The organism is Thermoanaerobacterium sp. CMT5567-10, assembly GCF_030534315.2.
In the GTDB taxonomy this organism is placed as follows: Bacteria; Bacillota; Thermoanaerobacteria; order Thermoanaerobacterales; family Thermoanaerobacteraceae; genus Thermoanaerobacterium.
On record NZ_CP130558.2, the window covers coordinates 2,088,333 to 2,112,236 of the forward strand.

Annotated in this window: 23 protein-coding genes; 21 read left to right on the forward strand and 2 right to left on the reverse strand. The window is 34.2% G+C overall.

Features of this window, described 5'->3' with window-relative positions; genetic code table 11:
- Nucleotides 1–69: 69 nt before the first annotated feature.
- Nucleotides 70–603 carry a hypothetical protein gene (locus Q2T46_RS10590; protein ID WP_303265505.1) on the reverse strand — a complete coding sequence of 178 codons (534 nt, stop codon included), beginning with the start codon at nt 601–603 and terminating at the stop codon, nt 70–72.
- Nucleotides 604–756: 153 nt separating this feature from the next.
- On the opposite strand from Q2T46_RS10590, the gene Q2T46_RS10595 reads away from it, so the two are divergent.
- From Q2T46_RS10595 to Q2T46_RS10620, 6 genes are all read left to right on the forward strand, one after another.
- Nucleotides 757–1,098, forward strand: a complete 342-nt coding sequence (locus tag Q2T46_RS10595) for a hypothetical protein (RefSeq protein WP_303265504.1) — start codon at nt 757–759, stop codon at nt 1,096–1,098.
- Nucleotides 1,091–1,363, forward strand: a complete 273-nt coding sequence (locus tag Q2T46_RS10600; protein WP_303265503.1) for a colicin immunity domain-containing protein — start codon at nt 1,091–1,093, stop codon at nt 1,361–1,363. The genes Q2T46_RS10595 and Q2T46_RS10600 overlap by 8 nt, the downstream gene beginning before the upstream one ends.
- A 140-nt stretch (nt 1,364–1,503) precedes the next feature.
- A complete protein-coding gene (locus Q2T46_RS10605) occupies nt 1,504–2,439 on the forward strand; it encodes an L-lactate dehydrogenase (protein ID WP_303265502.1) in 936 nt (311 codons plus the stop codon).
- Nucleotides 2,440–2,540: 101 nt separating this feature from the next.
- Nucleotides 2,541–3,002 carry a DUF2383 domain-containing protein gene (locus Q2T46_RS10610; RefSeq protein ID WP_303265501.1) on the forward strand — a complete coding sequence of 154 codons (462 nt, stop codon included), beginning with the start codon at nt 2,541–2,543 and terminating at the stop codon, nt 3,000–3,002.
- On the forward strand, nt 2,999–4,075 hold the full coding sequence (locus Q2T46_RS10615; protein ID WP_303265500.1) for an FAD-dependent oxidoreductase: 1,077 nt from the start codon (nt 2,999–3,001) through the stop codon (nt 4,073–4,075). The genes Q2T46_RS10610 and Q2T46_RS10615 overlap by 4 nt, the downstream gene beginning before the upstream one ends.
- A gap of 34 nt (nt 4,076–4,109) precedes the next feature.
- A complete protein-coding gene (locus Q2T46_RS10620; RefSeq protein WP_303265499.1) occupies nt 4,110–5,165 on the forward strand; it encodes an NAD(P)/FAD-dependent oxidoreductase in 1,056 nt (351 codons plus the stop codon).
- A 42-nt stretch (nt 5,166–5,207) separates the two neighbouring features.
- Here Q2T46_RS10620 and Q2T46_RS10625 read toward each other — a convergent pair whose 3' ends face one another.
- Nucleotides 5,208–5,636 carry a PPC domain-containing DNA-binding protein gene (locus Q2T46_RS10625; RefSeq protein WP_303265498.1) on the reverse strand — a complete coding sequence of 143 codons (429 nt, stop codon included), beginning with the start codon at nt 5,634–5,636 and terminating at the stop codon, nt 5,208–5,210.
- A gap of 158 nt (nt 5,637–5,794) precedes the next feature.
- On the opposite strand from Q2T46_RS10625, the gene Q2T46_RS10630 reads away from it, so the two are divergent.
- From Q2T46_RS10630 to Q2T46_RS10700, 15 genes are all read left to right on the forward strand, one after another.
- Nucleotides 5,795–6,145, forward strand: a complete 351-nt coding sequence (locus Q2T46_RS10630; RefSeq protein WP_132776428.1) for a LysM domain-containing protein — start codon at nt 5,795–5,797, stop codon at nt 6,143–6,145.
- 141 nt (nt 6,146–6,286) lie between these two features.
- Entirely contained in the window at nt 6,287–7,687 is a 1,401-nt protein-coding gene (uxaC, locus tag Q2T46_RS10635) for a glucuronate isomerase (protein ID WP_303265497.1), read from the forward strand.
- Nucleotides 7,688–7,726: 39 nt separating this feature from the next.
- A complete protein-coding gene (locus Q2T46_RS10640; RefSeq protein WP_303265496.1) occupies nt 7,727–8,728 on the forward strand; it encodes a LacI family DNA-binding transcriptional regulator in 1,002 nt (333 codons plus the stop codon).
- A gap of 125 nt (nt 8,729–8,853) precedes the next feature.
- Nucleotides 8,854–9,942, forward strand: a complete 1,089-nt coding sequence (locus Q2T46_RS10645) for a glycoside hydrolase family 105 protein (RefSeq protein ID WP_303265495.1) — start codon at nt 8,854–8,856, stop codon at nt 9,940–9,942.
- A gap of 93 nt (nt 9,943–10,035) precedes the next feature.
- Nucleotides 10,036–11,127 carry a right-handed parallel beta-helix repeat-containing protein gene (locus Q2T46_RS10650; protein ID WP_303265494.1) on the forward strand — a complete coding sequence of 364 codons (1,092 nt, stop codon included), beginning with the start codon at nt 10,036–10,038 and terminating at the stop codon, nt 11,125–11,127.
- A 94-nt stretch (nt 11,128–11,221) separates the two neighbouring features.
- Nucleotides 11,222–12,565 (forward strand): ABC transporter substrate-binding protein, encoded by a 1,344-nt coding sequence (locus Q2T46_RS10655; protein WP_303265493.1) that lies wholly within the window; start codon nt 11,222–11,224, stop codon nt 12,563–12,565.
- Nucleotides 12,566–12,659: 94 nt separating this feature from the next.
- A complete protein-coding gene (locus tag Q2T46_RS10660) occupies nt 12,660–13,541 on the forward strand; it encodes a carbohydrate ABC transporter permease (protein WP_303265492.1) in 882 nt (293 codons plus the stop codon).
- Nucleotides 13,541–14,446, forward strand: a complete 906-nt coding sequence (locus Q2T46_RS10665; RefSeq protein WP_303265491.1) for a carbohydrate ABC transporter permease — start codon at nt 13,541–13,543, stop codon at nt 14,444–14,446. The genes Q2T46_RS10660 and Q2T46_RS10665 overlap by 1 nt, the downstream gene beginning before the upstream one ends.
- A 23-nt stretch (nt 14,447–14,469) precedes the next feature.
- Nucleotides 14,470–16,029: a glycoside hydrolase family 28 protein gene (locus Q2T46_RS10670; RefSeq protein ID WP_303265490.1), complete on the forward strand. Its 1,560-nt coding sequence runs from the start codon at nt 14,470–14,472 to the stop codon at nt 16,027–16,029.
- 65 nt (nt 16,030–16,094) lie between these two features.
- Nucleotides 16,095–17,546, forward strand: coding sequence for a tagaturonate reductase (locus Q2T46_RS10675; RefSeq protein WP_303265489.1), 1,452 nt, complete (start codon nt 16,095–16,097; stop codon nt 17,544–17,546).
- A 1-nt stretch (nt 17,547) separates the two neighbouring features.
- Complete coding sequence (locus tag Q2T46_RS10680; protein ID WP_303265488.1) at nt 17,548–19,038, forward strand: UxaA family hydrolase; 1,491 nt, start codon at nt 17,548–17,550, stop codon at nt 19,036–19,038.
- Nucleotides 19,039–19,203: 165 nt separating this feature from the next.
- Nucleotides 19,204–20,541: an MATE family efflux transporter gene (locus Q2T46_RS10685; protein ID WP_303265487.1), complete on the forward strand. Its 1,338-nt coding sequence runs from the start codon at nt 19,204–19,206 to the stop codon at nt 20,539–20,541.
- A gap of 11 nt (nt 20,542–20,552) precedes the next feature.
- A complete protein-coding gene (locus Q2T46_RS10690) occupies nt 20,553–21,389 on the forward strand; it encodes a sugar phosphate isomerase/epimerase family protein (protein WP_399388611.1) in 837 nt (278 codons plus the stop codon).
- A gap of 252 nt (nt 21,390–21,641) precedes the next feature.
- Complete coding sequence (locus Q2T46_RS10695; RefSeq protein ID WP_303265485.1) at nt 21,642–22,403, forward strand: DeoR/GlpR family DNA-binding transcription regulator; 762 nt, start codon at nt 21,642–21,644, stop codon at nt 22,401–22,403.
- Nucleotides 22,404–22,443: 40 nt separating this feature from the next.
- Complete coding sequence (locus Q2T46_RS10700) at nt 22,444–23,895, forward strand: tagaturonate epimerase family protein (protein ID WP_303265484.1); 1,452 nt, start codon at nt 22,444–22,446, stop codon at nt 23,893–23,895.
- Nucleotides 23,896–23,904 lie beyond the last annotated feature (9 nt).

A 23,904-nucleotide genomic window follows, 5' to 3' on the forward strand; every position in this document is an offset into this window, starting at 1 on the left:
ATAAAATTTATTAAAAAAATATTAATATTATATTACAAATTAGTAATGAATTCCTTTTCATATTAAATTTTAATTTATTTTGTTTTTATCACCACCATTTTTTTCATCTGTTGCTTTCTTTAGTGAAAGTATTTCCTCTAAATCCTTATTGTACTTGTCTATTTTAAGCATGGTACTTCTATATGCCAAAATATCCTCCTCATTTTTTTGTATGCATTTTATAAGGGACTTTTTTACGCTGTCAAAAAGAGTATCATAACTCATATAGTCATGTATATCTAGGTCTTCTATTTTTTCTGTCACTAATTGGTCATTTTCTATTTTAAAGAGGTAAAAGCTGTTATCCGGTTTAAGGACTATCTTCTCGTCTATGCCCCTGTCAAAAATTACGATGCCTTCACCTGTGGCAAATGTTTTGCCGCTGTAGCTTCTTAGCGTTACATTTTCATTTGCTATGTATTTTTTAAGCGTAAGCAGAATGTCTTTTATCTCTCTTATTGATTTACATAAGACTTCCTGCATTTTTTTACTGGCATTTTCTTTATCCCTTTCGCTTTCAGATAGTCTCTCCATCAATTTTTTTATTTCATCTATATCACTCATTTTGTCTCAATCCTTTCAAAAAATCATTAATATGTTTCATTTCTAATTTCTAATATTCCACTAGTATTTATTTTTAAACATAATAATATATGATTCACAATTCCTACGTCGAGATGAATTGACGGTAGTATATTAAAGCAGTATAATGAATATATGGAAAAACAAAAGGGCAATATAATATTAAAAGGGAAATATAAACCTGAATATAAGGAAAAGTTGCTTGATTTAGCCAAATTTTTTACTGATAATGGCTTTGTTCCTACTGAACATGCATTGAATGAAATACTTGGAAAAACAGCTTCTGGAAGATTGCCAGATGACAAACAGATGTTATTGGATGTATTACAAAATGGTGAAAAATATATTGAACCTAATGGCAATATAGTCAGGTACAAAAATGGCATATCAGTACATATCGATAAAGAACAGGGCTGGATAATTACTATAACTCCAAGGAAACGAATAGTAAAAGAATGGAGGAGAATTAATGAGTAATGTCGCAATACAATTAATAGAAATTTGTCGGCAATATGTAAATAATAACTTGAACATAAATGATTTTATCGAAGACTTCCAAGTGCTTTATGAACAAAAGCAAGATTTACTAACAGATGAAGAAATGAGTTTGTTTGATGATATTTATATGGCTTGTGAATATTATGAGCAGGATGAAAATATCAGAAATGAATATCACTTGTATATTGGAGAAAATGAATTAAGACAAAAAGTTCAAAAACTTGTAAAAAAGTTAGCAGCATAATAAACCGCTAAGGCATGATAGCTAAAGCGGTATTTTTATACAATTAAAAGGACAAAATAAGATTAAACTTTTAGACACTTTTATTAGAAAATGTTATAATATTATTAAGAGAAAATTTATATTATTTAGGAGGTAATGTTATGAGTAAAGTGGCTATAATAGGTTCAGGATTTGTCGGTGCAACATCGGCATTTACGCTGGCTTTAAGTGGGACTGTGACAGACATTGTTTTAGTAGATTTGAATAAAGACAAGGCGATAGGCGATGCACTTGACATAAGCCACGGTATACCGCTTATACAGCCTGTAAATGTGTATGCTGGCGACTACAAGGATATCGAGGGCGCAGATGTAGTAGTTGTAACAGCAGGTGCGGCTCAAAAGCCAGGAGAGTCTAGGCTGGACCTTGTAAAAAAGAATACATCTATATTCAAGTCCATGATACCTGAACTTTTAAAATACAATGATAAAGCTATATACCTGATTGTAACAAATCCTGTTGATATATTAACGTATGTTACATACAAAATAGCGAAACTTCCGTGGGGACGTGTATTCGGTTCAGGTACTGTCCTTGACAGTTCTCGATTTAGGTATCTTTTAAGTAAACATTGCAATATTGATCCTAGAAATGTACATGGAAGGATAATTGGAGAACACGGCGATACGGAATTTGCGGCGTGGAGTATAACAAATATTTCAGGAATAACATTTAATGAGTACTGCAATTTGTGCGGACAAGCTTGCAATACAAATTTTAGAGAAGAAGTGGAAAATGAAGTTGTTAATGCGGCTTATAAAATTATAGATAAAAAGGGTGCCACGTATTATGCTGTGGCTGTAGCAGTAAGAAGAATAGTTGAGTGTATCATAAGGGATGAAAATTCAATTCTTACAGTTTCATCTCCATTAAACGGTCAATACGGTGTAAGAGATGTATCTTTAAGCTTGCCATCAATTGTGGGCAAAAATGGTGTTGCAAGGATTCTGGATTTGCCTTTGGCTGATTACGAAGTTGAGAAATTTAGACGTTCGGCAAGTGTAATGGCAGATGTAATAAAACAATTGGATATATAAATTCTTCAAAAACTAAAGCGGCTTTTATCTGAATGGTAAAGGCCGCTTTTTTATGAATATAAAAAATACAAAGTGGAAAATCTAAATAAAGGTGATGCAATATGCAGAATATGAGTCCTCAAGAAATTATATCAAGTGCTTTTATAAAAGCAAAAAAATCTGAGAATATTATACATAATAAGGCAAAAGATTACGGGAAAAATATATCAGATAGCCAGATGCAAGCGATATTGAAGCAAGTAGAGATAACGGCTTTAAATCATGTAGATAAAATAGTGACGGCGGAGAAGACGATGCACATCAATTCCCTTGTTAAGAAGAATATGTCAAGGGATATGATCGATGTGCTGCAGGATTTGGTAAAAGATTTGATAAATCAGCAGATGTTTTACAATGAAAATCTTATAATTATTACGAATCCATACGTAAGGCAGATATTTACGCAAATGAGGGATGATGAAATGAGGTTTATCACTATGATTCAGCAAAATATAGAGTCATTAAAATCTAAGCCGACTGAACCTAATAGTGTTGTATATACAACTCCGAGGGAAAATGCATGAAAGTAGCGATAATAGGAGCTGGTTCATCAGGTTTAACTGCAGCCATAAGGCTTGAATCATATGGGATTAAACCGGATATATTCGAGAGAAAATCGAAAGTCGGCGATACATTTAATCATGTTGCAGGACTTTTAAATGTAGTCAACAGACCAATAAATGATCCGCTAGATTATCTAAAAAACAATTTTGACATAAACATTGTACCATTAAACAACATAAATAAAGTTGTGATGCACGGACCGACAGTTACTCGCACAGTAGCTAGTCGAAGATTGGGCTATTTTTTATTAAAAGGGCAGGGTGCTACATCTGTAGAAAGCCAGCTTTATAAGAAATTGAAGACAAATGTAAATTTTAATGTTCATGCGGACTATAAAAATTTAAAAGAAGCATATGATTATGTTATAGTTGCAACAGGGAATCATCAGATACCAAATGAATTAGGCTGCTGGCAGACGCTTGTCAAGACAAGGCTTAAAATAGCGGAAGTTATAGGCAAATTCGATCCAAATGTTCTTACAATGTGGATGAATACAGCCTACTGCAAAAGCGGCTACGTGTATTTGGCACCATTCGACGATAGAAGGGCCGTTCTTGCATTGATTGTGCCATACATTACAAAAGAAGAGATAGATAAGTATTGGGAAAATTTCTTAAAGATAGAGAAAATAGGTTATGATATTATATGTGTATATGATTATGAGCATATATCTGGAAATAGTTTTCCACACACATATGAAAATTTGTATTTTATAGGAAATGCAGGTGGAGCGATTGAACCGTTTTTAGGATTTGGACAGTTTGCATCAATTTTAGGAGGGGCTTTGGCTGCTAAAAGCATTGCCACAGGTTGCAATTTTGAGAATGAAATGGCTTATTTGACAAATGCTAATATAAAGTTATTGGAGTTTAGAAAAGCTATTGATACTGTAGATAATGATAAAATTGATAGGCTTATAAAGTTTCTGACTACACCTTTAATAAAGCAGTTAATTTATGATACAAATTTTAATATAATTAAATACTCTTCATTTTTAATACGATACGCTGTAAATGAGTTAATTAGAGTTTAAAGACAGATAAAATTTTACGAAAGGAAATGAAGGAATGAGAGTTGCCATAATAGGAGCTGGAATATCAGGTCTTGCATGTGCCCATGAACTTGAGAGGATGGGTATAACGTGCATATTGTTTGAGAGGAAAAACATGATAGGTACTGTACAGCCAAATATAGGTTCTCTTTTAAATATGGAAGATAGGCCAATTAAAGACCCTATAAACTACTTCAGACATATATACGGCATCTCCATGAGTCCTGTACAGAGGATGACTACTATTATCATGCACTCTCCTAAATATAGAGCGGTTGTGAAAGGCAATCACGGGTATTTTGTGTTAAGAAGCAAAGATATGAATTCACTTGATAATCAGTTAGCAAGAGACGTAAAGTCAAAGATAAATTTTAACTCTGATCCAGACTTTAAAGAACTTTCAAGGGAATATGATTATGTTGTCGTTGCAACTGGAAATCCAAGCATTTTGGAGAATCTTACTGAGTGGAGGACTACTGTAACGACTTGGATTAAAGGTGCAACCGTACTAGGAGATTTTGAACCGCATACAGCAGAACTTTGGTTTGATACAGATTATGCCCGTTCAGGGTATGGTTACCTTATGCCGTTTGATAAAAGCAGGGCTTCGTTGGTACTTATAACGACATATACACAGCACGGTGAACTTGATGATTTATGGCAGCTGTTTCTACACAATGAAGGATTAAATTATGAGATTGTGGAAACATATGAGTTTGATCTTAACACAGGCATAGCAAAAAAGCATAAGATTGACAACTTGTATTTTGTAGGAAATGCTGCAGGATTTATCGATCCTCTTTTAGGGCTTGGAGCATTTCACGCATTAGAAAGCGGTATTTTTGCGGCTAGGTCTATTGCGACCGGCAAAGATTATGAAAAAATGGTTAAAGTGATTACGGATAAGCTGAATGTGCTTTCGGATTACAGAGATAAACTGGATAAGTTTAAAAACAGCGACTACGATAGAATGGTGAAAATATTAGGCATGCCTATTATAAGGCATATAATTTACGATACAAACATCGATGTGATAAAATATGCACATCCAATCATCCGCATTTTCAAGTAAAAAAGATTAAAAGGCATTGCTTGTCTTTTAATCTTCTTTATATTAGAGATTCCAGAGCTGAAGTCCTGTAAACTCGTCGTCAACTCTCTCGAGGTTATTTTCACCATAGTCAACTATTACAAATTCAGCAGCGAATATTTTTGTACCTTCCATCAAGTGTCCACCAAACACATTTCCATCTTTATCTGCCAATGTTATATGTACATGCGGAAAAGGTTTGCCATTTTTTAAAGAAATATTTCCTATGGCACTTAATATTTCCATGTGTTCGTTTTTTTCGATGAATTTGTATTCTTTTGTAGATTGGTTGAAATAGCCGAATCTGGCTTTTTTGATTGCTCCAATTATCCTTATTTCTCCCGATCTGATATTTTCATTAATGATAAAGTTGGTTATCTCTTGTAGAAGATCATTATCGTATTTAAAGCGCCCCATAAATCTTCTTTTGACATCTATGTTGATATATCCCATATTAAAAACCTCCTTAATTTGAATTTATGTAGAGATAATTATTGTATCAATTTAGATAACCTTATATATAATTATACCACAGCAATCCTTGAAAAAATATGGCAATAAGATTTCTCTTGAATATAATATAATATCAAAAATTGAGAGGAGGTCATATTATGCCATATTGTCCATCAGGAAGGTATTACACAATTGCGCCGGGGGATACGCTGTGGCTTATATCGCAAAAAATAAATAGGCCTGTGGAAGACATAATAAATGAAAATCCAGGCATAGATCCCAATAGGCTAATGGTGGGGCAAGTAATTTGTCTGCCGCCCATAATACCTTATGGCAAAACCACTGAATGTCCAACAGGGATATACTGGGAAGTAGCACCAGGTGATACACTTTATAAAATTGCAAAGACTGTAGGTACGACTGTCGATAAAATATTGGCGTTAAACCCGTATATAGATCCAAATAACCTTGTGGTAGGACAGGTGATATGTTTACCGATTCCTGGATAGTAAAAAAGACCTGCTTCGGCAGGTTTTTACGTTAGAGCAAAAAATTTTTAACATTAACTTGACATTTAAAATTATCGGTACTATAATAAAATTAAATCAAATGTTAACGTGAACAAATTTTCATGGGAGAGAGCTGATTATATGAAAAAGTTTATGGATGAAGATTTCCTTCTGAATAATGAAACTGCTGTTAAACTATTTCATGAGTATGCATCAAAATCGCCTATTTTTGACTTTCATTGCCACTTGAATCCTAAAGATATCTATGAAGACAGAAGGTTTAAAAATATTACTGAAGTTTGGCTATATGGCGATCATTACAAATGGAGACTTATGAGAAGCAATGGAGTAGACGAAAGGTATATTACAGGTGATGCAGATGACTACAGCAAATTTTTAGAGTTTGCAAGGACCATGCCTATGGCTATTGGCAATCCTGTTTATCATTGGACACATTTAGAGCTGCGAAGGTACTTTGGAATAAATGAGCTATTAAATGAAAAGACAGCTCCAATGATATGGGAAAAAGTTAATTCAACATTGAATAGCAACGAATTCAGCGTGAGAAATATTATAAAAAAATCCAATGTGGAGATATTGTGTACTACGGATGATCCAACAGATAGCCTACAGTATCATAAGCTTTTAAAAGAAGATGATAGCTTTGACGTAAAGGTTTTGCCTGCATTTAGACCTGATAAAGGCATAAATATTGACAAAGATGATTTTAAAGATTGGGTTAAGAAGCTAAGCAAAGTATGTGGCAAAGCTATTGAAAGTTATGATGATTACTTAGATGCTTTAAACAGCAGATTGAAGTTTTTTGATAGCTATGGATGCAGATTGTCAGATCATGCATTGGACTTTGTGGCTTATGAAGAAAGTACAAAGGAAGAAGTCGATGAAATATTCAAAAAGGCATTAAAAGGCGAGAAGTTGTCTCAGATTGAAGTAGATAAATACAAGACAAGTGTTCTTCAGTTCTTAGGAAAGAGATATAAAGAGCTGGGCTGGGCGATGCAGCTTCACATAGCAGCACTGAGAAATACAAATTCGAGAATGTTTAAAAAGTTAGGTCCTGATACTGGATATGACTCCATAAATGACGTAAATATTGCATATCCACTTTCGAAGTTTTTAGATTCATTGGAGAGTACAGGATCTCTTCCTAAAGTTATTTTATATACATTGAATCCTAAAGATAATTATGTTTTAGCAGCTTTGATGGGCAGTTTTCAAGGTGAAGGTATTCCGGGTAAAATGCAGTTTGGCTCAGCATGGTGGTTTAATGACAACATAGATGGAATGACAGAGCAGATGAAGACACTTGCTAATGTAGGGCTTCTAAGCAAGTTTGTTGGAATGGTTACTGATTCAAGAAGTTTTCTATCTTATCCAAGACATGAATACTTCAGAAGAATATTGTGCAATTTGATTGGCGAATGGGTAGAAAAAGGAGAAGTGCCTGATGACATAGATTTATTGGGTAAGATAGTTCAAGATATATCATTTAATAATGCTGTAAATTATTTTGGAGTCTAGTTTCTTACATTTATATATACAATTTGGAAGGTGCAGGAAATGAGCGTTACAATAAAAGATATAGCAAAACTTGCAAATGTTTCACATACTACAGTGTCCAGAGCATTAAATGACAGCCCGCAGATAAAAGAAGAGACAAAGGCTAAGATCAAAGAAATTGCGAGGAAGCTTAATTATGTTCCAAATTACAATGCTAAAAGTCTGGTACTTAATAAATCTTACAACATCGGTTTGTTCTTTTCTACAATATTTAAAGGAACATCCCCAAGCTTTTTCTATGAGACTGTAAGGGGTGTTAATAGCGTAATTAAGAAAAACTACAATTTGATAATAAGAGGAATAGACGAGTACAAAGATTACTCGTCTATTGAAAAAAACCGTTTTGATGGAATCATTCTCACAAGTCAAAGTGAAAGTGATAATGAATTTATGTATTATGTATTGCGAAAAAATATACCTTTAGTTGTTTTGAATAGGGAAGTTAATGAAAAATCAGTTGTTAACATACTAAGCGAAGAAAAAACAGGTGCGTACAATGCAGTTAAATATCTGATAGAAAAAGGACATAAGGATATAGCTATAATAGAAGGTAAAGAAGGCTTTAAATCTACTATAGATAGAAAAGACGGTTTTTTAAAAGCACTTATCGAAAGCAAAATACTAATAAACAATGACTATATCGTAAGCGGTGAATATGACATAGAAAGTGGATACAGTGCAATGAATAAACTGTTGAAGCTAAAAAAGAAACCTACGGCCGTATTTTGTTCCAATGATGATATGGCAGTTGGTGCGATAAAAGCTATTTACGAAAAAGGCCTTAGAGTACCTAATGATATATCTGTGATTGGGTTTGATGATAGCGAATTTTGCAGATATATAATTCCTGCCTTGACAACGGTAAGGAAACCTATAAAGGAAGTAAGCCAAAAAGGTGCTGAGAAGTTGATGAATATGCTGGAAAACAATGAAAATGATGGAGAGAGAATATATATACCTACAATACTAAAAATAAGGGATTCTGTTGCAGAATTAAAATGATAAAATTAACTTGCGTATATAGTTAACGTGTGCACCTATATTAATTTTAAAATCTTTAGACAATGTAAATAAAATAAGTTTTATATAGCATAAACTATATAGTTTTATTTGGAGGATTGAAAGTTTTGAAAACGATTGATAAATTTATTGATAATTATATAAAAAATTATCATAGCTATAAGGAATCATGGTGTTATGAAGACGGATGTGTTTTGAAAGGTGCATGGGATTTATATAAGGCTACAGGAAATGAAAAATTCAAATTATTTGTTTTGAATTATCTTGATGAATTTATCAGTGAAGATGGCAACATTAAAGGCTACAAGCCATATAATCACCATTTAGATGACATAAATTCGGGGAAGATATTATTTGACGTTTTTGAATTGACCAATGAAGAAAAGTATAGAAAGGCTATAGAAAGTATTTTTAATCAAATCAAAACGCAGCCCAGGACAAATGAAGGAAATTTCTGGCACAAAGATATATATCCATATCAAGTGTGGCTTGATGGGTTGTATATGGTAATGCCCTTCTATGTTAAGTATATCAAGAATTTTGGCAATATTGATGAAGTTAATGATATTTTAAATCAATTCTTAAATGTAAGAAGACGCATGTGGAATGAAGAGAAAAGACTTTACTACCATGGATACGATGAAAGCAAAAAAGAAGCATGGGCAGATAAAAAAACTGGTGTTTCTCCGAATTTTTGGGGAAGAGCAGAAGGTTGGTTTGTAATGGCCCTTGTTGATGTTTTGGAAGAAATGAATGAAGATATGGCAATAGAAGAGAATGTACTTGAAAACGTCTTTAAAGAAGCGATAGATGGACTTTTAATGTATCAGGATAAAAGTAGTGGGATGTGGTATCAAGTTTTAGACAAAGGAAATGAAAAAGGAAATTACCTGGAGACTTCTGCAACTCTTATGATATCTTACAGCATATTAAAGGGAGTAAGACTCCACATCCTGCCATTAGGATATAAGGAATTTGGGATTAGGGCTTTTGATGGCACAGTAGAAAAATACCTTGTAGAAGATGGAGGAATATTAAGACTTGCTGGTATATGTGGTGTAGCAGGATTAGGCAATAATCCTTACAGAGATGGAAGCTACGACTACTATATATCAGAAAAAGTTGTGTATGATGATCCTAAAGGTGTAGGAGCATTGATGATGGCGTACAGTGAAGTTCTAAATTCAAATAAATAATGAAAATTTTTTGAAAGGGGTGAGAAAAGGGAGGTCATACGTAAACATCTTTGTACATGCAAAATAAAAAAATATTTTTAAGGAGGTCTTTTTATGTTAAAAAGGATTTGCCGGTGTATGTCTTTTGTTTTTATCTTGACGTTACTTTTTACAATGTTTATGAGTAGCAACGCTTCTGCCGCAACAAATTACTACGTATCTCCAACAGGTAGCGATGCGAATTCAGGAACCAGCATAAATACGCCTTTTAAAACCATAGAAAAAGCTGTTTCTTTAGCTATAGCTGGATCGACAATATACATTATGCCAGGAACATATAAATACGGTACAAACATGACAGGAACTATCATCCTTGGCTCTAAAAGTGGAGCATCAACTTCCAATATGACGAAAATTTGTGCTTACGATTTGAACAGTAAGCCGGTGCTTGATTTTTCAGGACAACCGGTAAGCAGTTCTTCTATTGGGATCAATATAACGGGTGGATACTGGGAATTAAGTGGCTTAATTATTAAAAATTGCGGTGATAACGGTATTTTGATGAAGGGATCATCTTCAACCCACAATATCATAAACAGTTGTGAGACCTATAACAACGCCGATACTGGCATACAGATTTCCAGTGGGGCAAGCTATAATACGGTAAAATATTGTGTGTCAAAATATAATGTAGACGTTAGCCAGGGAAATGCGGATGGTTTTGCATGCAAACTTAGTCCAGGTGAAGGTAATACATTTGATAATTGTATTGCAGAATACAACTCGGATGATGGATGGGATTTATACGCATGTTATACATCAGTCAAAATTACTAACTGCAAATCCAATTATAATGGTTACCTCAGCAATGGTAAAGCTACGGCTGGCAATGGAGAAGGTTTCAAGCTTGGTGGTTCTGATGCAAACGTGGCACATATAGTTACCAATTGCACAGCAATTGGTAATCAGAAAAAAGGTTTTTCTTCGAATAACAATCCTGGTCATACTGTTTTGACTAACTGTATCGCATATGAACCTAAAACTATTGCAAGCGGTGTAACCTATTACAACTTTTCTATGATTGATGGTCCTGTTACCATTAATAACTGTTACTCATACCAATACAATAGTACTGCGACAAGTACAAAATACAGAATAAAGAGTGGTTCTACAGTGAATGGCGGTAATATGACTGCAAACTATTAACCGTTAAGATAGCTCATTATACATGCATGACTGTTCTGTATTAAGTTCGGCAATAAGTAAATCATTAATAAATTTAAGTTAAGGAGGATCATTTATGAAAAAGCTTGTAGCATTAGCACTTGCAGCAGCGCTAGGTATTACGACATTACTTACAGGATGTGGCTCATCAAATAGTTCAACAAGCCAAAAGAACCCTAATAGCAGTACACAGGCATCTGAAAGCCAGACAACAAAACAAGTAACGTTGAGATTTTCATGGTGGGGTGATGACACAAGGCATCAGGCAACATTAAATGCAATAAAACTCTTTGAACAAAAGTATCCAAACATAAAGATACAAGCAGAATATGCAGGGTGGGATGGATACCTTGACAAACAGACAACACAGTTAGCAGGCGGAACAGCAGCAGACATAATGCAGATAAACTGGAACTGGCTGCCATTGTTCTCTAAAGACGGCAATGGGTTCTATGACTTAAACAAATTATCAAGCGAATTAGGGTTGGATAATTATTCTAAGGATATATTAGCGACTGGAACTGTTAACGGTAAACTAAATGGTATACCAGTAGCCATGACAGGAAGAGTACTTTACGTAAACAAGACAATTTATGATAAATACGGTGCAACAATCCCAAAGACATGGGATGATCTTATAAACGATGCACAGAAATTCCCAAGTGGTAGCTATCCGATCATCACAGGATCGTATGACTCATGGCTAATATCTATGACATATGCAGAGCAAGTAACAGGGAAGCCATTCTTGACAACAGATGGGAAGTTGAATTTCACACAAGATGATATAAAGACAGCATTGTCATTCTATAAAACTCTATTAGACAAGAAAGTCACAACGCCGATACAAGCAATAGCAGCAGAAGGCGGCAATGGACTAGCACCTATAGCACAGCTTCCAAGCTTTTTAAATGGAAAATTTGCAGGGCTATTTGAATGGACTAGTGCGATATCAAAGAGTGCAACACCAATAAAAGAGCAGAATATGGAATTAGTAACGGCAGGATTGCCTATGAATTCAGATGCAAAGACATCAGCAGCAATACTAAAACCGTCAATGCTGTTTGCAATCAACAAAGATTGTAAATATCCAAAAGAAGCAGCTACATTCTTGAATTTCATATTGAATGATCCTCAAGGTGTAGAAGCTATGGGTACTAGCAGAGGAATACCTGTAAGCAAATCAGCATTAGAAACACTTAAAAAGGATGGAAAAGTATCAGGATTAGAACTAGAAGGATTACAAATATTGGAATCAAATCCGGGTTTGCCATTAAGCCCATATCTAGAAGATCCAAAACTACAACAAGTATATGATCAGACAATAGATAAGATATCTTACAACCAAGAGACTGTTGATCAGGCAGCAAAAGAGATGTACACAAATCTTCAGAATGTGCTAAGCCAGATAACAAAATAAGACACAATGATAATAACAATGTGGAACTACAGATTATTATTTGTAGTTCCACACATTAATTGATTTCATGTTGTGTTTTGATAGGAGGGTTCAAATGGAAAATAAGCGTATAGGATTATTGTATATATTGCCGTGGCTCATAGGCCTTTTGATATTTACAATATATCCATTTGTAACATCTTTAATATTAAGCTTTACAGATTATAATATTATTAATGCTCCAAAATTTATTGGCATTCAAAATTATGTAAATATGTTTCATGACAGTACATTCTGGACGTCATTTACTGCAACTTTAGAGTATGTTGTTATTACTGTTCCACTTAAGTTGACTTTCTCACTTTTTATAGCTTTTATTTTAAACTATAAATTAAAAGGTATAAATTTTTACCGCACAGCATATTACGTACCATCAATTTTAGGCGGTAATATAGCAATAGCAGTTTTGTGGAAGTTTGTCTTTGCAAATACTGGACTTGTTAATCAGTTCTTAGGCTTATTTGGGATTAAACCAGTAGGATGGTTTTCAACAGGTTTAGGTGCAATATTTACTATAAGTGCTTTAAGAGTGTGGGAGTTTGGCTCAACAATGGTAATATTCCTTGCAGGATTAAAAGATATACCGCAGGAGCTTTATGAAGCTGCAGCAGTTGACGGTGCAGGAAAGATTAAAACTTTCTTTAAAGTTACTATTCCACTTTTAACGCCTATTATATTCTTCAACCTTGTAATGCAGCTTATACAAGCATTCCAAGAATTCAATGGGCCTTACATGATAACACAAGGTGGACCACTTTATAAGACTTATCTTTTACCTATGATGATATACGATAATTCATTTAAGTTCTTTAACATGGGCTATGGCAGTGCTATATCATGGTTCCTCTTCATAATAATAATGATATTTACGATGTTTGTATTCTCGTCGTCTAAGTACTGGGTATTCTATTCAGATGAAGGAGGAGGCGAGTCATAATGAATAATGAAGCAACTCTAAATAATATACAACTTAGGATGAATAAGGAATATAGAAAAAGAGAGCTTAGAAGGAAAGCAAATTTATTCTTTAGATATACTATTTTGACTGTTGGCGCACTTATAATGCTATATCCGATTATTTGGCTTATAGGTGCGTCGTTTAAGACAAACAGTGAAATATTTACTTCAATTAGTTTTATACCAAAAAAGATAGATTTTACACCGTATATAAAAGGTTGGATAACTGGTACTCAGTATACATTTACTACGTATTTCCTTAACACATTTAAATATGTCATTCCTAGAGTGTTTTTTACAGTTATCTCGTCTGTTTTGACAGCATATGGTTTTTCGAGGTTTGATTTTCCTTTTAAGAAACCGCTTTTTGCTATACTGATTTCCACAATGTTTTTGCCACAGATTGTATTGAGAATACCGCTTTATTTATTTTGGAAGCAGTTGCATCTATTGGATACATTTGTTCCTTTGTATGCCAATGATATATTTGCAGCCGAAACGTTTTTTGTGTTTATGATTATACAGTTTATGAGAGGGATACCTAAAGAGCTTGATGAGGCAGCAAAGATCGACGGATGCAATTCATTTACTATATTGACGAGGATATTATTGCCTGTCATAACACCAGCTATAGTATCTGTAACGATATTTCAATTTATGTGGTCTATGAATGACTTTATGGGACCTCTTATTTATATATCATCTGTCAGTAAATATCCTGTATCAATAGCGCTAAAGATGGCTATGGATGTTACATCAGGAAACTTTGAGTGGAATAAGATCATAGCAATGTCGATAATTGCACTTATACCATCAATAGTTGTATTTTTCTCGGCGCAAAAGTATTTTGTTGAAGGTATATCTACAAGTGGTTTGAAAGGTTAATTTTTTAGAGAGAAGTAGATTATATGGCAAAATTAAGCGTTATTTCTACAACATCAAGGACTATATCTATTGAAATTGATAATTGTGAATCGTATTACGCTGATAGCAATTATATTTTATATGTAAATTCTGTGAATTTGGGTATAATTGATAAAAATGTATTTACGATTAAAAATTTAGATCCTGATAAAGAGTATAGCGTATCAATTAAAAATATTGAGACTGGAGATGCGGACGAAATTGTTATAAGGACAAAGCCTGAGACAGCATATATTAATGTCAGGGATTTTGGTGCAAATGGTGATGGAAAGAGAATTGATACTTTTTCTATACAAGCGGCTATTATGTCCTGCCCGGATGGAGGAAGGGTTTTTTTCCCCGAAGGCATCTACTTGACATATCCACTTTTTTTAAAAAGCAATATAACGTTGGAATTAGGAAAAGGCGCAGTTTTATTAGGAGCAAAAGAGAGGGAGATGTACCCTATCCTTCCTGGAGAAATAGATTGCAAAAAGATTGAGGACAGCTATTTAGGCTCATGGGAAGGTGAAGCAAAAGAGATTTTTGCAAGTTTAATAACAGGAATTGACGTAGAAAATGTGAATATTATTGGAGAAGGCACAATTGACGGCAATTCCAGCTTTGATACATGGTGGCACGACGCAAAGGTCAAAAGAATCGCATGGAGACCTAGAACTATATTCTTAAACAAGTGCAAGAATGTGTTAATAGAAGGTATTACAATAAAAAATTCGCCTTCTTGGACGATACATCCTCTGCTTTCTCAAAATTTGAAGTTTATCAATCTAAATATAGAAAATCCAAAAGATGCACCAAATACTGATGGACTAGATCCAGAGTCATGCAAAGATGTTGTCATCTTAGGAACCAGATTTTCAGTAGGCGATGATTGCATTGCCATAAAATCGGGGAAATTAGCGACCAGTCGAAAACTGCCAGTTCCATCTGAGAATTTATACATCAGAAATTGTCTGATGAAATATGGTCATGGAGCAGTTGTAATAGGAAGTGAAATGTCTGGCGGTGTAAAAAATGTGCATGTAGATAGATGCGTATTCAGAAAAACAGATAGAGGAATACGCATAAAGACTAGAAGAGGAAGAGGGAGTACAGGCATTATTGATGAGATACATGCGTCAAATATAAAGATGGATAAGGTATTGACTCCATTTACTATAAATAGCTTTTACTTCTGTGATGCGGATGGAAAGACTGAATATGTGTGGAGCAAAGAAAAACTCCCTGTAGATGACAGGACGCCTTATATTGGCAATATATATCTAAAAGATATAACGTGCAACGATACGCAGGTGGCTGCTGGATATATGTATGGACTTCCAGAAAGAAAGATTGAGAAAGTAACGATGGAGAATATTTATATTAAATTTGATTTAAATGCAAAGCCTGATTATCCAGAGATGCTTAGTTTTGTAGATGAAATGTGCAGAAATGGCTTTTACTTAAACAATATTAAAAAGTTGAAATTAAAAAATGTAATAGTAGAAAATGCGTCGACAGAGCCTTTTATATTATTGAATATTGATGATGAAAAAATCGAATAAATATTTTTTTTAAAATAAAATGTTCACGTGTGCTAGAATAAATCATATCAAGGAGGATGAAATTGATGAAGTTATCGTCAAAGATTTATAAGGATTATAAGAAATACCCAGAAAAAGTTGTACAATTTGGAGAAGGGAACTTTCTAAGGGCATTTGTCGACTGGATGATTAATGAGATGAATGAAAAAGGCGTTTTTAATGGAAGTGTCGTTGTTGTCCAACCTATTCAAAATGGCTTAGTTAATATATTAAATGAACAAGATGGATTATATACATTAATTCTTCAAGGGATAAGGGATGGAAAAGCTGAGAGGGTGCATAAGATAATGAACAGCATCAGCAGAGGAATAGATCCATACAGAGATTATGAGAGCTTTCTTAAAGTGGCCGAAAGTGATAGTATAAGATTTGTGGTGTCAAATACCACTGAAGCAGGTATAGCATTTGATGAAAGTGACAGGTTTGACATTACACCACATAACAGCTTTCCGGCAAAATTGACTGCCTTTATGTATAGAAGGTATAAACACTTTAATGGAAGAAGTGACAGAGGACTTATTGTAATTCCGTGTGAACTTATTGATAAAAATGGTTTGAAGCTTAAAGAAATGATTTTAAAATACGCAGATATCTGGAATCTAGAGAAAGGGTTTGTTGACTGGGTAGAAAATGACAATGTATTTTGCTCGACTTTGGTTGACAGGATTGTAACAGGATATCCAAGAGAGGATATCGACAAGATACAGGAGGAGATAGGGTACGAAGATAGTCTGGTAGATGTAGGAGAAATATTCCACTTATGGGTTATTGAAGGACCGAAATGGATTGAAGAAGAGTTTCCTGCAAGCAAGATTGGCTTAAATGTTAAATTTGTAAATGATATAACACCATACAGGGATAGAAAAGTAAGAATCTTAAATGGGATGCATACGACAATGGTACCTATTGCTTATCTATATGGTATAGATACAGTCAAGGAAGCTGTAGAAGACGAAGTGGTAGGCAAATTCATAAGAGATGCTGCATATGAGGAGATAATGCCAACTTTAGACTTGCCGGAAGATGAGATTAAAGAGTTTGTCAAAGAAGTCTTTGACAGGTTTAAGAATCCATACGTAAAACACTACCTGACAAGCATAGCCCTTAATGCAATGTCAAAATATGAGACAAGAGTTTTGCCCTCTCTTTTAGAGTACGTCAAAAGGTTTGGAAAATTACCTCATAAACTGGTCTTTTCGCTTTCTGCATATATAGAGTTTTACAAAGGGCAAAGAGGCAGCGAAGTCATACCATTAAATGACGATCCTGAAATACTAAAGATGTATCAAAACTTGTGGAAAAACTTCGATGGCAGTTATGATGGTATAAAATACATTGTCACTAGAGTTCTAGAATACGATAAAGTGTGGAGGATGAATCTAAATGAAGTCAAAGGCTTAAATGATGCTGTTACAGAGTATCTCTACTCAATTGAGAAAAATGGAATCAAAGAATCCTTAAAAGAGGTGCTAAAATAATATGAAGGATGTCATTAAAATAAATTCCAGCGACAATGTGGCAGTCGCATTAAAGAATATGAAAAAAGGTGAAGAAATTGTAGAAGATGGTAGAAAAATAACACTTCTTGATGATGTGCCGAGGGGCCATAAAATTGCTTTAGGCAATATTAAAGAAGGACAGAACGTAATAAAGTATGGGTATCCTATAGGTCATGCACTTTCAAATATATCTGAAGGTGCATGGGTTCATACCCACAACATGAGTACTAATTTAAGCGGAATTCTAAAATATACTTACAATAAGAGGCAAATTGAGGAAAGTGTGTATGAGAAAAGAAGCATTACTTTTAAGGGATATAGAAGGAAATACGGCAAAGTAGGTATAAGAAATGAGCTGTGGATTGTACCGACTGTAGGTTGTGTAAATGGTTTAGGAGAAAAAATTATAAACAGATTCAAAGATGAAGTCAAGATAGACGGTATTGACGGAATAGAGATATTTAAACATAGCTATGGGTGTTCACAGCTTGGAGATGATCATGCCAATACAAGAACAATTCTAATGGATATAGTAAAGCATCCCAATGCCGGCGGTGTCTTGGTTTTAGGGCTTGGATGCGAGAACAACAATATACCTGCATTTAAAGAAAATCTTGGTGAATACGATGAAGATAGAGTCAGATTCTTGGTTGCACAGGATGCTGAAGATGAGGTAGATGAAGGTGTAAAATTATTAAAAGAACTTTATTACAATATGAAAGAAGATAAGAGGGAAGACGTAGACTTAAGCGAATTGACAGTAGGACTTAAATGCGGTGGCTCTGACGGGTTTTCAGGTATTACAGCAAATCCTTTAGTTGGTGCTTTTGCAGACTTTATTATATCGCAGGGTGGAAGTGCTGTACTGACAGAAGTCCCTGAGATGTTTGGCGCAGAGCAAATGCTTATGGAAAGAGCACATGACGAAGATGTATTTAAAAAGACTGTTAACCTGATAAATGATTTTAAGCAGTACTTCATGAAATACGATCAGCCTATATATGAAAATCCTTCTCCAGGAAATAAAGCTGGCGGGATAACAACTCTGGAAGAAAAATCTCTAGGGTGCGTTCAAAAAGGTGGTAAATCAGAGGTGGTTGATGTCTTAAGGTATGGTGATACGGTTAAGAAGAAAGGGTTAAACCTCTTAAATGCGCCTGGAAATGACCTTGTTTCATCTACTGCATTAGCGGCTTCTGGATGCCACTTAATATTGTTTACGACAGGAAGAGGTACGCCGTACGGCACATTTGTTCCAACAATAAAGATATCTACAAATACTCAATTATACCAATTAAAACAAAATTGGATTGATTTCAATGCTGGAACTCTTGTTGAAGATAAAAATATCGATGAAGTTTTAGAAGAATTGGTTAGATATGTAATTAGGGTGGCTAGTGGGGAGCTTGTTAATAACGAGAAGAACAATTTTAAGGAGATTGCTATTTTTAAGAATGGCGTAACACTGTAGACATGGCAAAATGACAGCTATTGCAAGGAGTATGTATCACAAATAGTCACGGTATCTACTTTATTAAGCGTTGTAATACTGACTTGAGTTATATACTTTTCAAGGGTCATCTTTCCTATACATTAGATAATTACTATTAAAGCTTTAAAGGGATCGAGGAAAGCAATGTTTATTAATAAAGGCATATTAAAGTTGATTGGACCAATAATAACCGAACAAACGTTTATAAGTTTAATGGGAATAGTAAACACAATTTTAGCCAGTAGATTAGGAAAAGCAGCCATATCTTCTATAGGTATGGCTGACTCAATAAATAACATCTTAATTGGATTTTTTTCTTCACTTGCAATAGGTGGCACAGTTGTTGTAGCAGCTTATATTGGTCAAAAAAATCAAAAAGAAGCCAATGAGGCGAGTAAACAAATTTTATACGTTGGAGAGATCATTACAATTATCATAACGATTTTAATATGGGTTTTAAGATATCCACTTGTCTATTTGCTGTTTGGCAAAGCTGAAAAGTTGGTTTTTGAAAATGCAATTTTATACTTAGGGATAAGTCTTATAACATACCCGTTCATAACTGCCCAGTTGGTGGCATTTGGAGTTTTAAGAGGTGCTGGAGATACCAAGACACCTATGTATATAAATATATTCATAAACGTATTGAATGTCATTTTAAGTTATTTATTTATATACGGGTTAAAGATTTTAAGATTTCATGGCATGGGTGTGAAAGGAGCAGCAATAGGTATTGGATTGTCAAGGCTTGTGGGAGCTATAATTGCTTTATATGTTTTAATAAAGGGAACTAGCGTGATAAAATTAAGCAATTTGCGTTATTTCAAGCCGGATTACAAAATGCTTAGATCTATATTTAATATTGGGCTTCCGGCAGGAATCGAGTCGCTTTTATTCAGCGGTGGCAAACTTATAACGCAGGTCTTTGTTGTCTACTTTGGAACTGCATCAATAGCTGCCAATTCTATAGGTTTTTCAATACAGCAGATATTCAATATACCTGGGAATGCATTAAGCATAGCTTCAACGATAGTTGTTGGTCAGGACATGGGCAGGGGTGATCCAAATGCAGCAAGAAAATCACTGTACTACATGACAGCTCTTGCTAGCACATGCATGGGTATACTAGGGCTTGTTTCATATCCATTTTCAAGATTTTTAGTCTCAATATATACCACAAATCAGGACGTCATAAATATAGCTGTGAAGGTTGTAAGGCTTAATTTGCTTTGTATGGTTTTGTGGGCATTGTCATTTGTCTTGCCTGCAGGATTAAAAGGCGCTGGTGATGCAAAATATACTCTTATGACGTCTATTATTGGCATGTGGGTATTCAGAATAATATTAGGTTATGTTTTAGGAGTAATTTTAAATTTTGGGCTTGTTGGTGTTTGGATAGGCATGTTTACAGACTGGGCTGTGAGAGGCATACTTTACCTGACAAGGTTAAGGGGCACAAAGTGGCAGAAAGCTGTGGTATAGAGGTGGTATTTGTGAATTTAGGTATTAGAGCACATGATTTAGAGCATCTTTCAATAGAGAAACTCCCGGAAGAAGTTTTTAAAAAAGGGCTTTCTTCTGTTCAATTGGCCATTAATAAATCTTTTCCAGAATTAAATTTGAAAAATGGAAGTTTATCTTCCGGGTTAGCCCGCTATATTGGGGATTCTTTTAAAAAGCATAACATTCAAATCGCAGTGCTTGGCTGCTATGTAAACATAATTCATCCAGACTTAGATGAAAGGAGGAGATCATTAGAGTTTTTTAAAGAGCACATCAGGTTTGCAAGGGATTTTGGATGTAGCATCGTGGGGACAGAGACAGGAAATGTACATGCTAAGATGGGCTTTACTACTGATAACTTCCGTGAAGAACCTTTTCTTGAAGTTGTAAAAAGCGTCAGTGAATTGGTAGAAGAGGCAGAAAGATTTGGAGTTTTTGTTGGGATTGAGGCTGGTGTAAATCATCCGGTTTATTCTCCTAAAATGATGAAAAGGCTTATGGATGAAATAAGGTCAAGCAATTTGCAGGCTATATTTGACCCGACAAACTTATTGACAGAAGAAAATTACATGAATCAAGATACCATATTTAATGAAGCGTTTGAACTTTACGGTGATAGAATTGTGGCTGTTCATGCAAAGGACTTCACAATAAAGAATGGAAAATTAGAATTTGTGCCTGTTGGAAAAGGCTTGCTGGATTATAATACCATATTTAAATTTATAAAATATAACAAGCCGTACATCAATATTTTGATGGAAAATACAAAAGAACCTTTTATTGACGAAGGCATTTTATATTTAAAGCAAAAATACAAAATTGTGTAATGTGAAATCCACAAAAACCACATAAAAATTTTTGATTTTAAGAAGGAATTTTTGGATTTATGTAGAATATATTAAATTAAAGAAGAGAAAAAGCCAAATATAGATTTATAATATAAAAATTTTTTCAAAAGCGAAATTTGTGAGCGTTGATAAATTTTTAAATAATAATATAAATCATTTACTTTTGAATTATGATTTGTCATGTTTGATATAGTTGTGATGTGAATTTGTGTATATTTAGGATGGTGTTTTATGTTAGCTGCGACAAGAAGAGGTAAGATAAAAGAAATACTTATGAAGAAAAAGTCTGTGAAAGTATCTGAGCTTTGTGAGATGTTCCAGGTATCTGATGAGACAATAAGAAGAGATCTTGAAGAATTAGAAAAAGAAGGACTAATTGAGAGAAACTATGGCGGCGGGGTACTGAAAAAGAATGTAATTGTTCCACCATTACTATTTAGGATGGAAGAAAATATCGAAGAGAAGGAGAAAATAGCGAATAAGGCTTTGGATGAAATAAAAGAAGGCATGAGCATATTTTTAGATGCAGGGTCCACAACTTATCAGGTAGCCCGTGCTATCAATTTTAAAGGTGTAAAAAATATTACCGTTATAACAAATGGATTAAATATTGCTGCAGAACTTGCCAGCAATACCGATATTAGTTTACTTTTGACTGGTGGAAACTTAAAAAACGTTAATTATTCATTAGTAGGACCAGATACTGTGGAATATGTAAGACGATACAATGTCGATACAGCTTTTCTTGCGGCAGCGGGCGTTTCGGCAGAAAAAGGCTTTACAACGTCAGATATTTTTGAAGCGGAAGTTAAAAGGTCCATGCTTGGCTCTGCAAAAACGGCTATAGTTGTTGTTGACAGCAGTAAATTTGGCAAGGATGCTATGGTATCATTCTGCAACATAAAGGATGTTGACAAGGTGATAACGTCAGGAGACCAAAACCTTGATGTGATAGAAGATTTAAAGAGTCATGTCAATATAGTATTGGTATAGATCTATAATGGTTTTTCGTGTTTGAAAGGAGAGAAGAGAAATGATAGAGAATGTTTTGTCCACGTTGGAAGAGAATGGATTTAAAGTTTACCCTGATTCTCTAAGGAAACTAGGAGAAAATATATATATATTCGTCGTTAAAAGGCAAAATGAAAAAATGGTCGGCATTCTGTCTTCTAGCGATGTAAAACTTAATGGGGCATATTTTTCTGAAGATAAAAACGTCAGTGATAAGTTGCGTTTAAACATATATCCATTTACTTTTGAAAATTACGTTACATTAAATGGCAAATTTCATATAGGGCCTACAGTTTGCAGAGGAAATTCCTCATTTGGAACTGGTGATAGACTCGGGCTTGTTACAGCAGCTCAATTAACCGCATTAAAAAAATACGATGTTTTTCCAATATTAGCACAGCAATCTCCAAGAGAGCTTATAAAGACGAATAGAGATTTTAAAGACGTTCTTTTAAAGGTGGTGCTGGGGGTATTAGAGACAGGATATATAGGACATTTTGGCGCAGATGCAGATCATATCAAGGACGAATATTATTTATTGGAAGGTATAAATGCAGGATATACAATGTACACATTGGACTTAAGCGAACAGCTAATTGATATCAGCAGTTTAAATCCATCAGAGATGAGAAACAAAGCTCAAGAATTATCTCAGGTAAGCAAAGACATAATTAAAGATTTTAGCGGTAAAAAATTAGACATAATTTCAGATAGCGGATATGTTGTATCAGAAGAGGAACTCTATAAATCGGCGGTTGCTTATGAAAATGCTATGAAGTTTGTGGATAAAGTAAATAACATTTTAAAAGAAAAATTAAGTGATTTTGATATGGAGATATCTATAGATGAGGGTGGAAAGGTAACGACTTTGGAGGACCATTTGTATGTAGCAGAATATCTCCACAGAAACGGCATAGATTTCTTCAGCATAGCACCGAAATTTCCTGGGGAATTTGAAAAGGCTGTTGACTACATTGGAGATTTGGATGAATTTTTGTTAGAGCTCAAAAAACATTACCAGTTGTCAAGGATGATAGGCGGGTACAAGATAAGCCTACATTCAGGAAGCGATAAGTTCAGCATTTACAGGATATTTAGCGATATTACTGAGAAAAATTTTCATATAAAGACATCAGGTACAAGTTGGCTGCAGGCTATAAATTTAATATACAATTATGACAAAGAATTTTACAGGGAACTCTATAAAATCGCTCTTGAAAATCTGGAGGAAAGCAAAAAGTCTTATAAAGTTCTAATTAAGAAAGAAGATTTTAATGAAGAACCAGAACTTAATAACCCGAAATTTATTTTAAAACCTGAGATAAAACAGCTTTTCCACATATCCTTTGGAGTTTTGCTGGATTTAAAGAGAAAAGAAATTGTAGATTTCCTGAATAAATATGAAGAAGAGCATTATAAAATGGTTTCTAAGAACATAGAGAACCATTTAAAAGAAATATTCTATAAAAATTAATCTTAGGAG

Bases quoted from the DNA above. Each gene is read 5' to 3' on its own strand.
- Q2T46_RS10595 (WP_303265504.1), top strand. From the start codon at position 757: ATGGAAAAACAAAAGGGCAATATAATATTAAAAGGGAAATATAAACCT.
- Q2T46_RS10600 (WP_303265503.1), top strand. From the start codon at position 1,091: ATGAGTAATGTCGCAATACAATTAATAGAAATTTGTCGGCAATATGTA.
- Q2T46_RS10685 (WP_303265487.1), top strand. From the start codon at position 19,204: ATGTTTATTAATAAAGGCATATTAAAGTTGATTGGACCAATAATAACC.
- Q2T46_RS10700 (WP_303265484.1), top strand. From the start codon at position 22,444: ATGATAGAGAATGTTTTGTCCACGTTGGAAGAGAATGGATTTAAAGTT.
- uxaC (WP_303265497.1), top strand. From the start codon at position 6,287: ATGAAAAAGTTTATGGATGAAGATTTCCTTCTGAATAATGAAACTGCT.
- Q2T46_RS10605 (WP_303265502.1), top strand. From the start codon at position 1,504: ATGAGTAAAGTGGCTATAATAGGTTCAGGATTTGTCGGTGCAACATCG.
- Q2T46_RS10620 (WP_303265499.1), top strand. From the start codon at position 4,110: ATGAGAGTTGCCATAATAGGAGCTGGAATATCAGGTCTTGCATGTGCC.
- Q2T46_RS10630 (WP_132776428.1), top strand. From the start codon at position 5,795: ATGCCATATTGTCCATCAGGAAGGTATTACACAATTGCGCCGGGGGAT.
- Q2T46_RS10610 (WP_303265501.1), top strand. From the start codon at position 2,541: ATGCAGAATATGAGTCCTCAAGAAATTATATCAAGTGCTTTTATAAAA.
- Q2T46_RS10675 (WP_303265489.1), top strand. From the start codon at position 16,095: ATGAAGTTATCGTCAAAGATTTATAAGGATTATAAGAAATACCCAGAA.
- Q2T46_RS10670 (WP_303265490.1), top strand. From the start codon at position 14,470: ATGGCAAAATTAAGCGTTATTTCTACAACATCAAGGACTATATCTATT.
- Q2T46_RS10660 (WP_303265492.1), top strand. From the start codon at position 12,660: ATGGAAAATAAGCGTATAGGATTATTGTATATATTGCCGTGGCTCATA.
- Q2T46_RS10640 (WP_303265496.1), top strand. From the start codon at position 7,727: ATGAGCGTTACAATAAAAGATATAGCAAAACTTGCAAATGTTTCACAT.
- Q2T46_RS10590 (WP_303265505.1), bottom strand. From the start codon at position 603: ATGAGTGATATAGATGAAATAAAAAAATTGATGGAGAGACTATCTGAA.
- Q2T46_RS10695 (WP_303265485.1), top strand. From the start codon at position 21,642: ATGTTAGCTGCGACAAGAAGAGGTAAGATAAAAGAAATACTTATGAAG.
- Q2T46_RS10625 (WP_303265498.1), bottom strand. From the start codon at position 5,636: ATGGGATATATCAACATAGATGTCAAAAGAAGATTTATGGGGCGCTTT.
- Q2T46_RS10615 (WP_303265500.1), top strand. From the start codon at position 2,999: ATGAAAGTAGCGATAATAGGAGCTGGTTCATCAGGTTTAACTGCAGCC.
- Q2T46_RS10655 (WP_303265493.1), top strand. From the start codon at position 11,222: ATGAAAAAGCTTGTAGCATTAGCACTTGCAGCAGCGCTAGGTATTACG.
- Q2T46_RS10650 (WP_303265494.1), top strand. From the start codon at position 10,036: ATGTTAAAAAGGATTTGCCGGTGTATGTCTTTTGTTTTTATCTTGACG.
- Q2T46_RS10680 (WP_303265488.1), top strand. From the start codon at position 17,548: ATGAAGGATGTCATTAAAATAAATTCCAGCGACAATGTGGCAGTCGCA.
- Q2T46_RS10665 (WP_303265491.1), top strand. From the start codon at position 13,541: ATGAATAATGAAGCAACTCTAAATAATATACAACTTAGGATGAATAAG.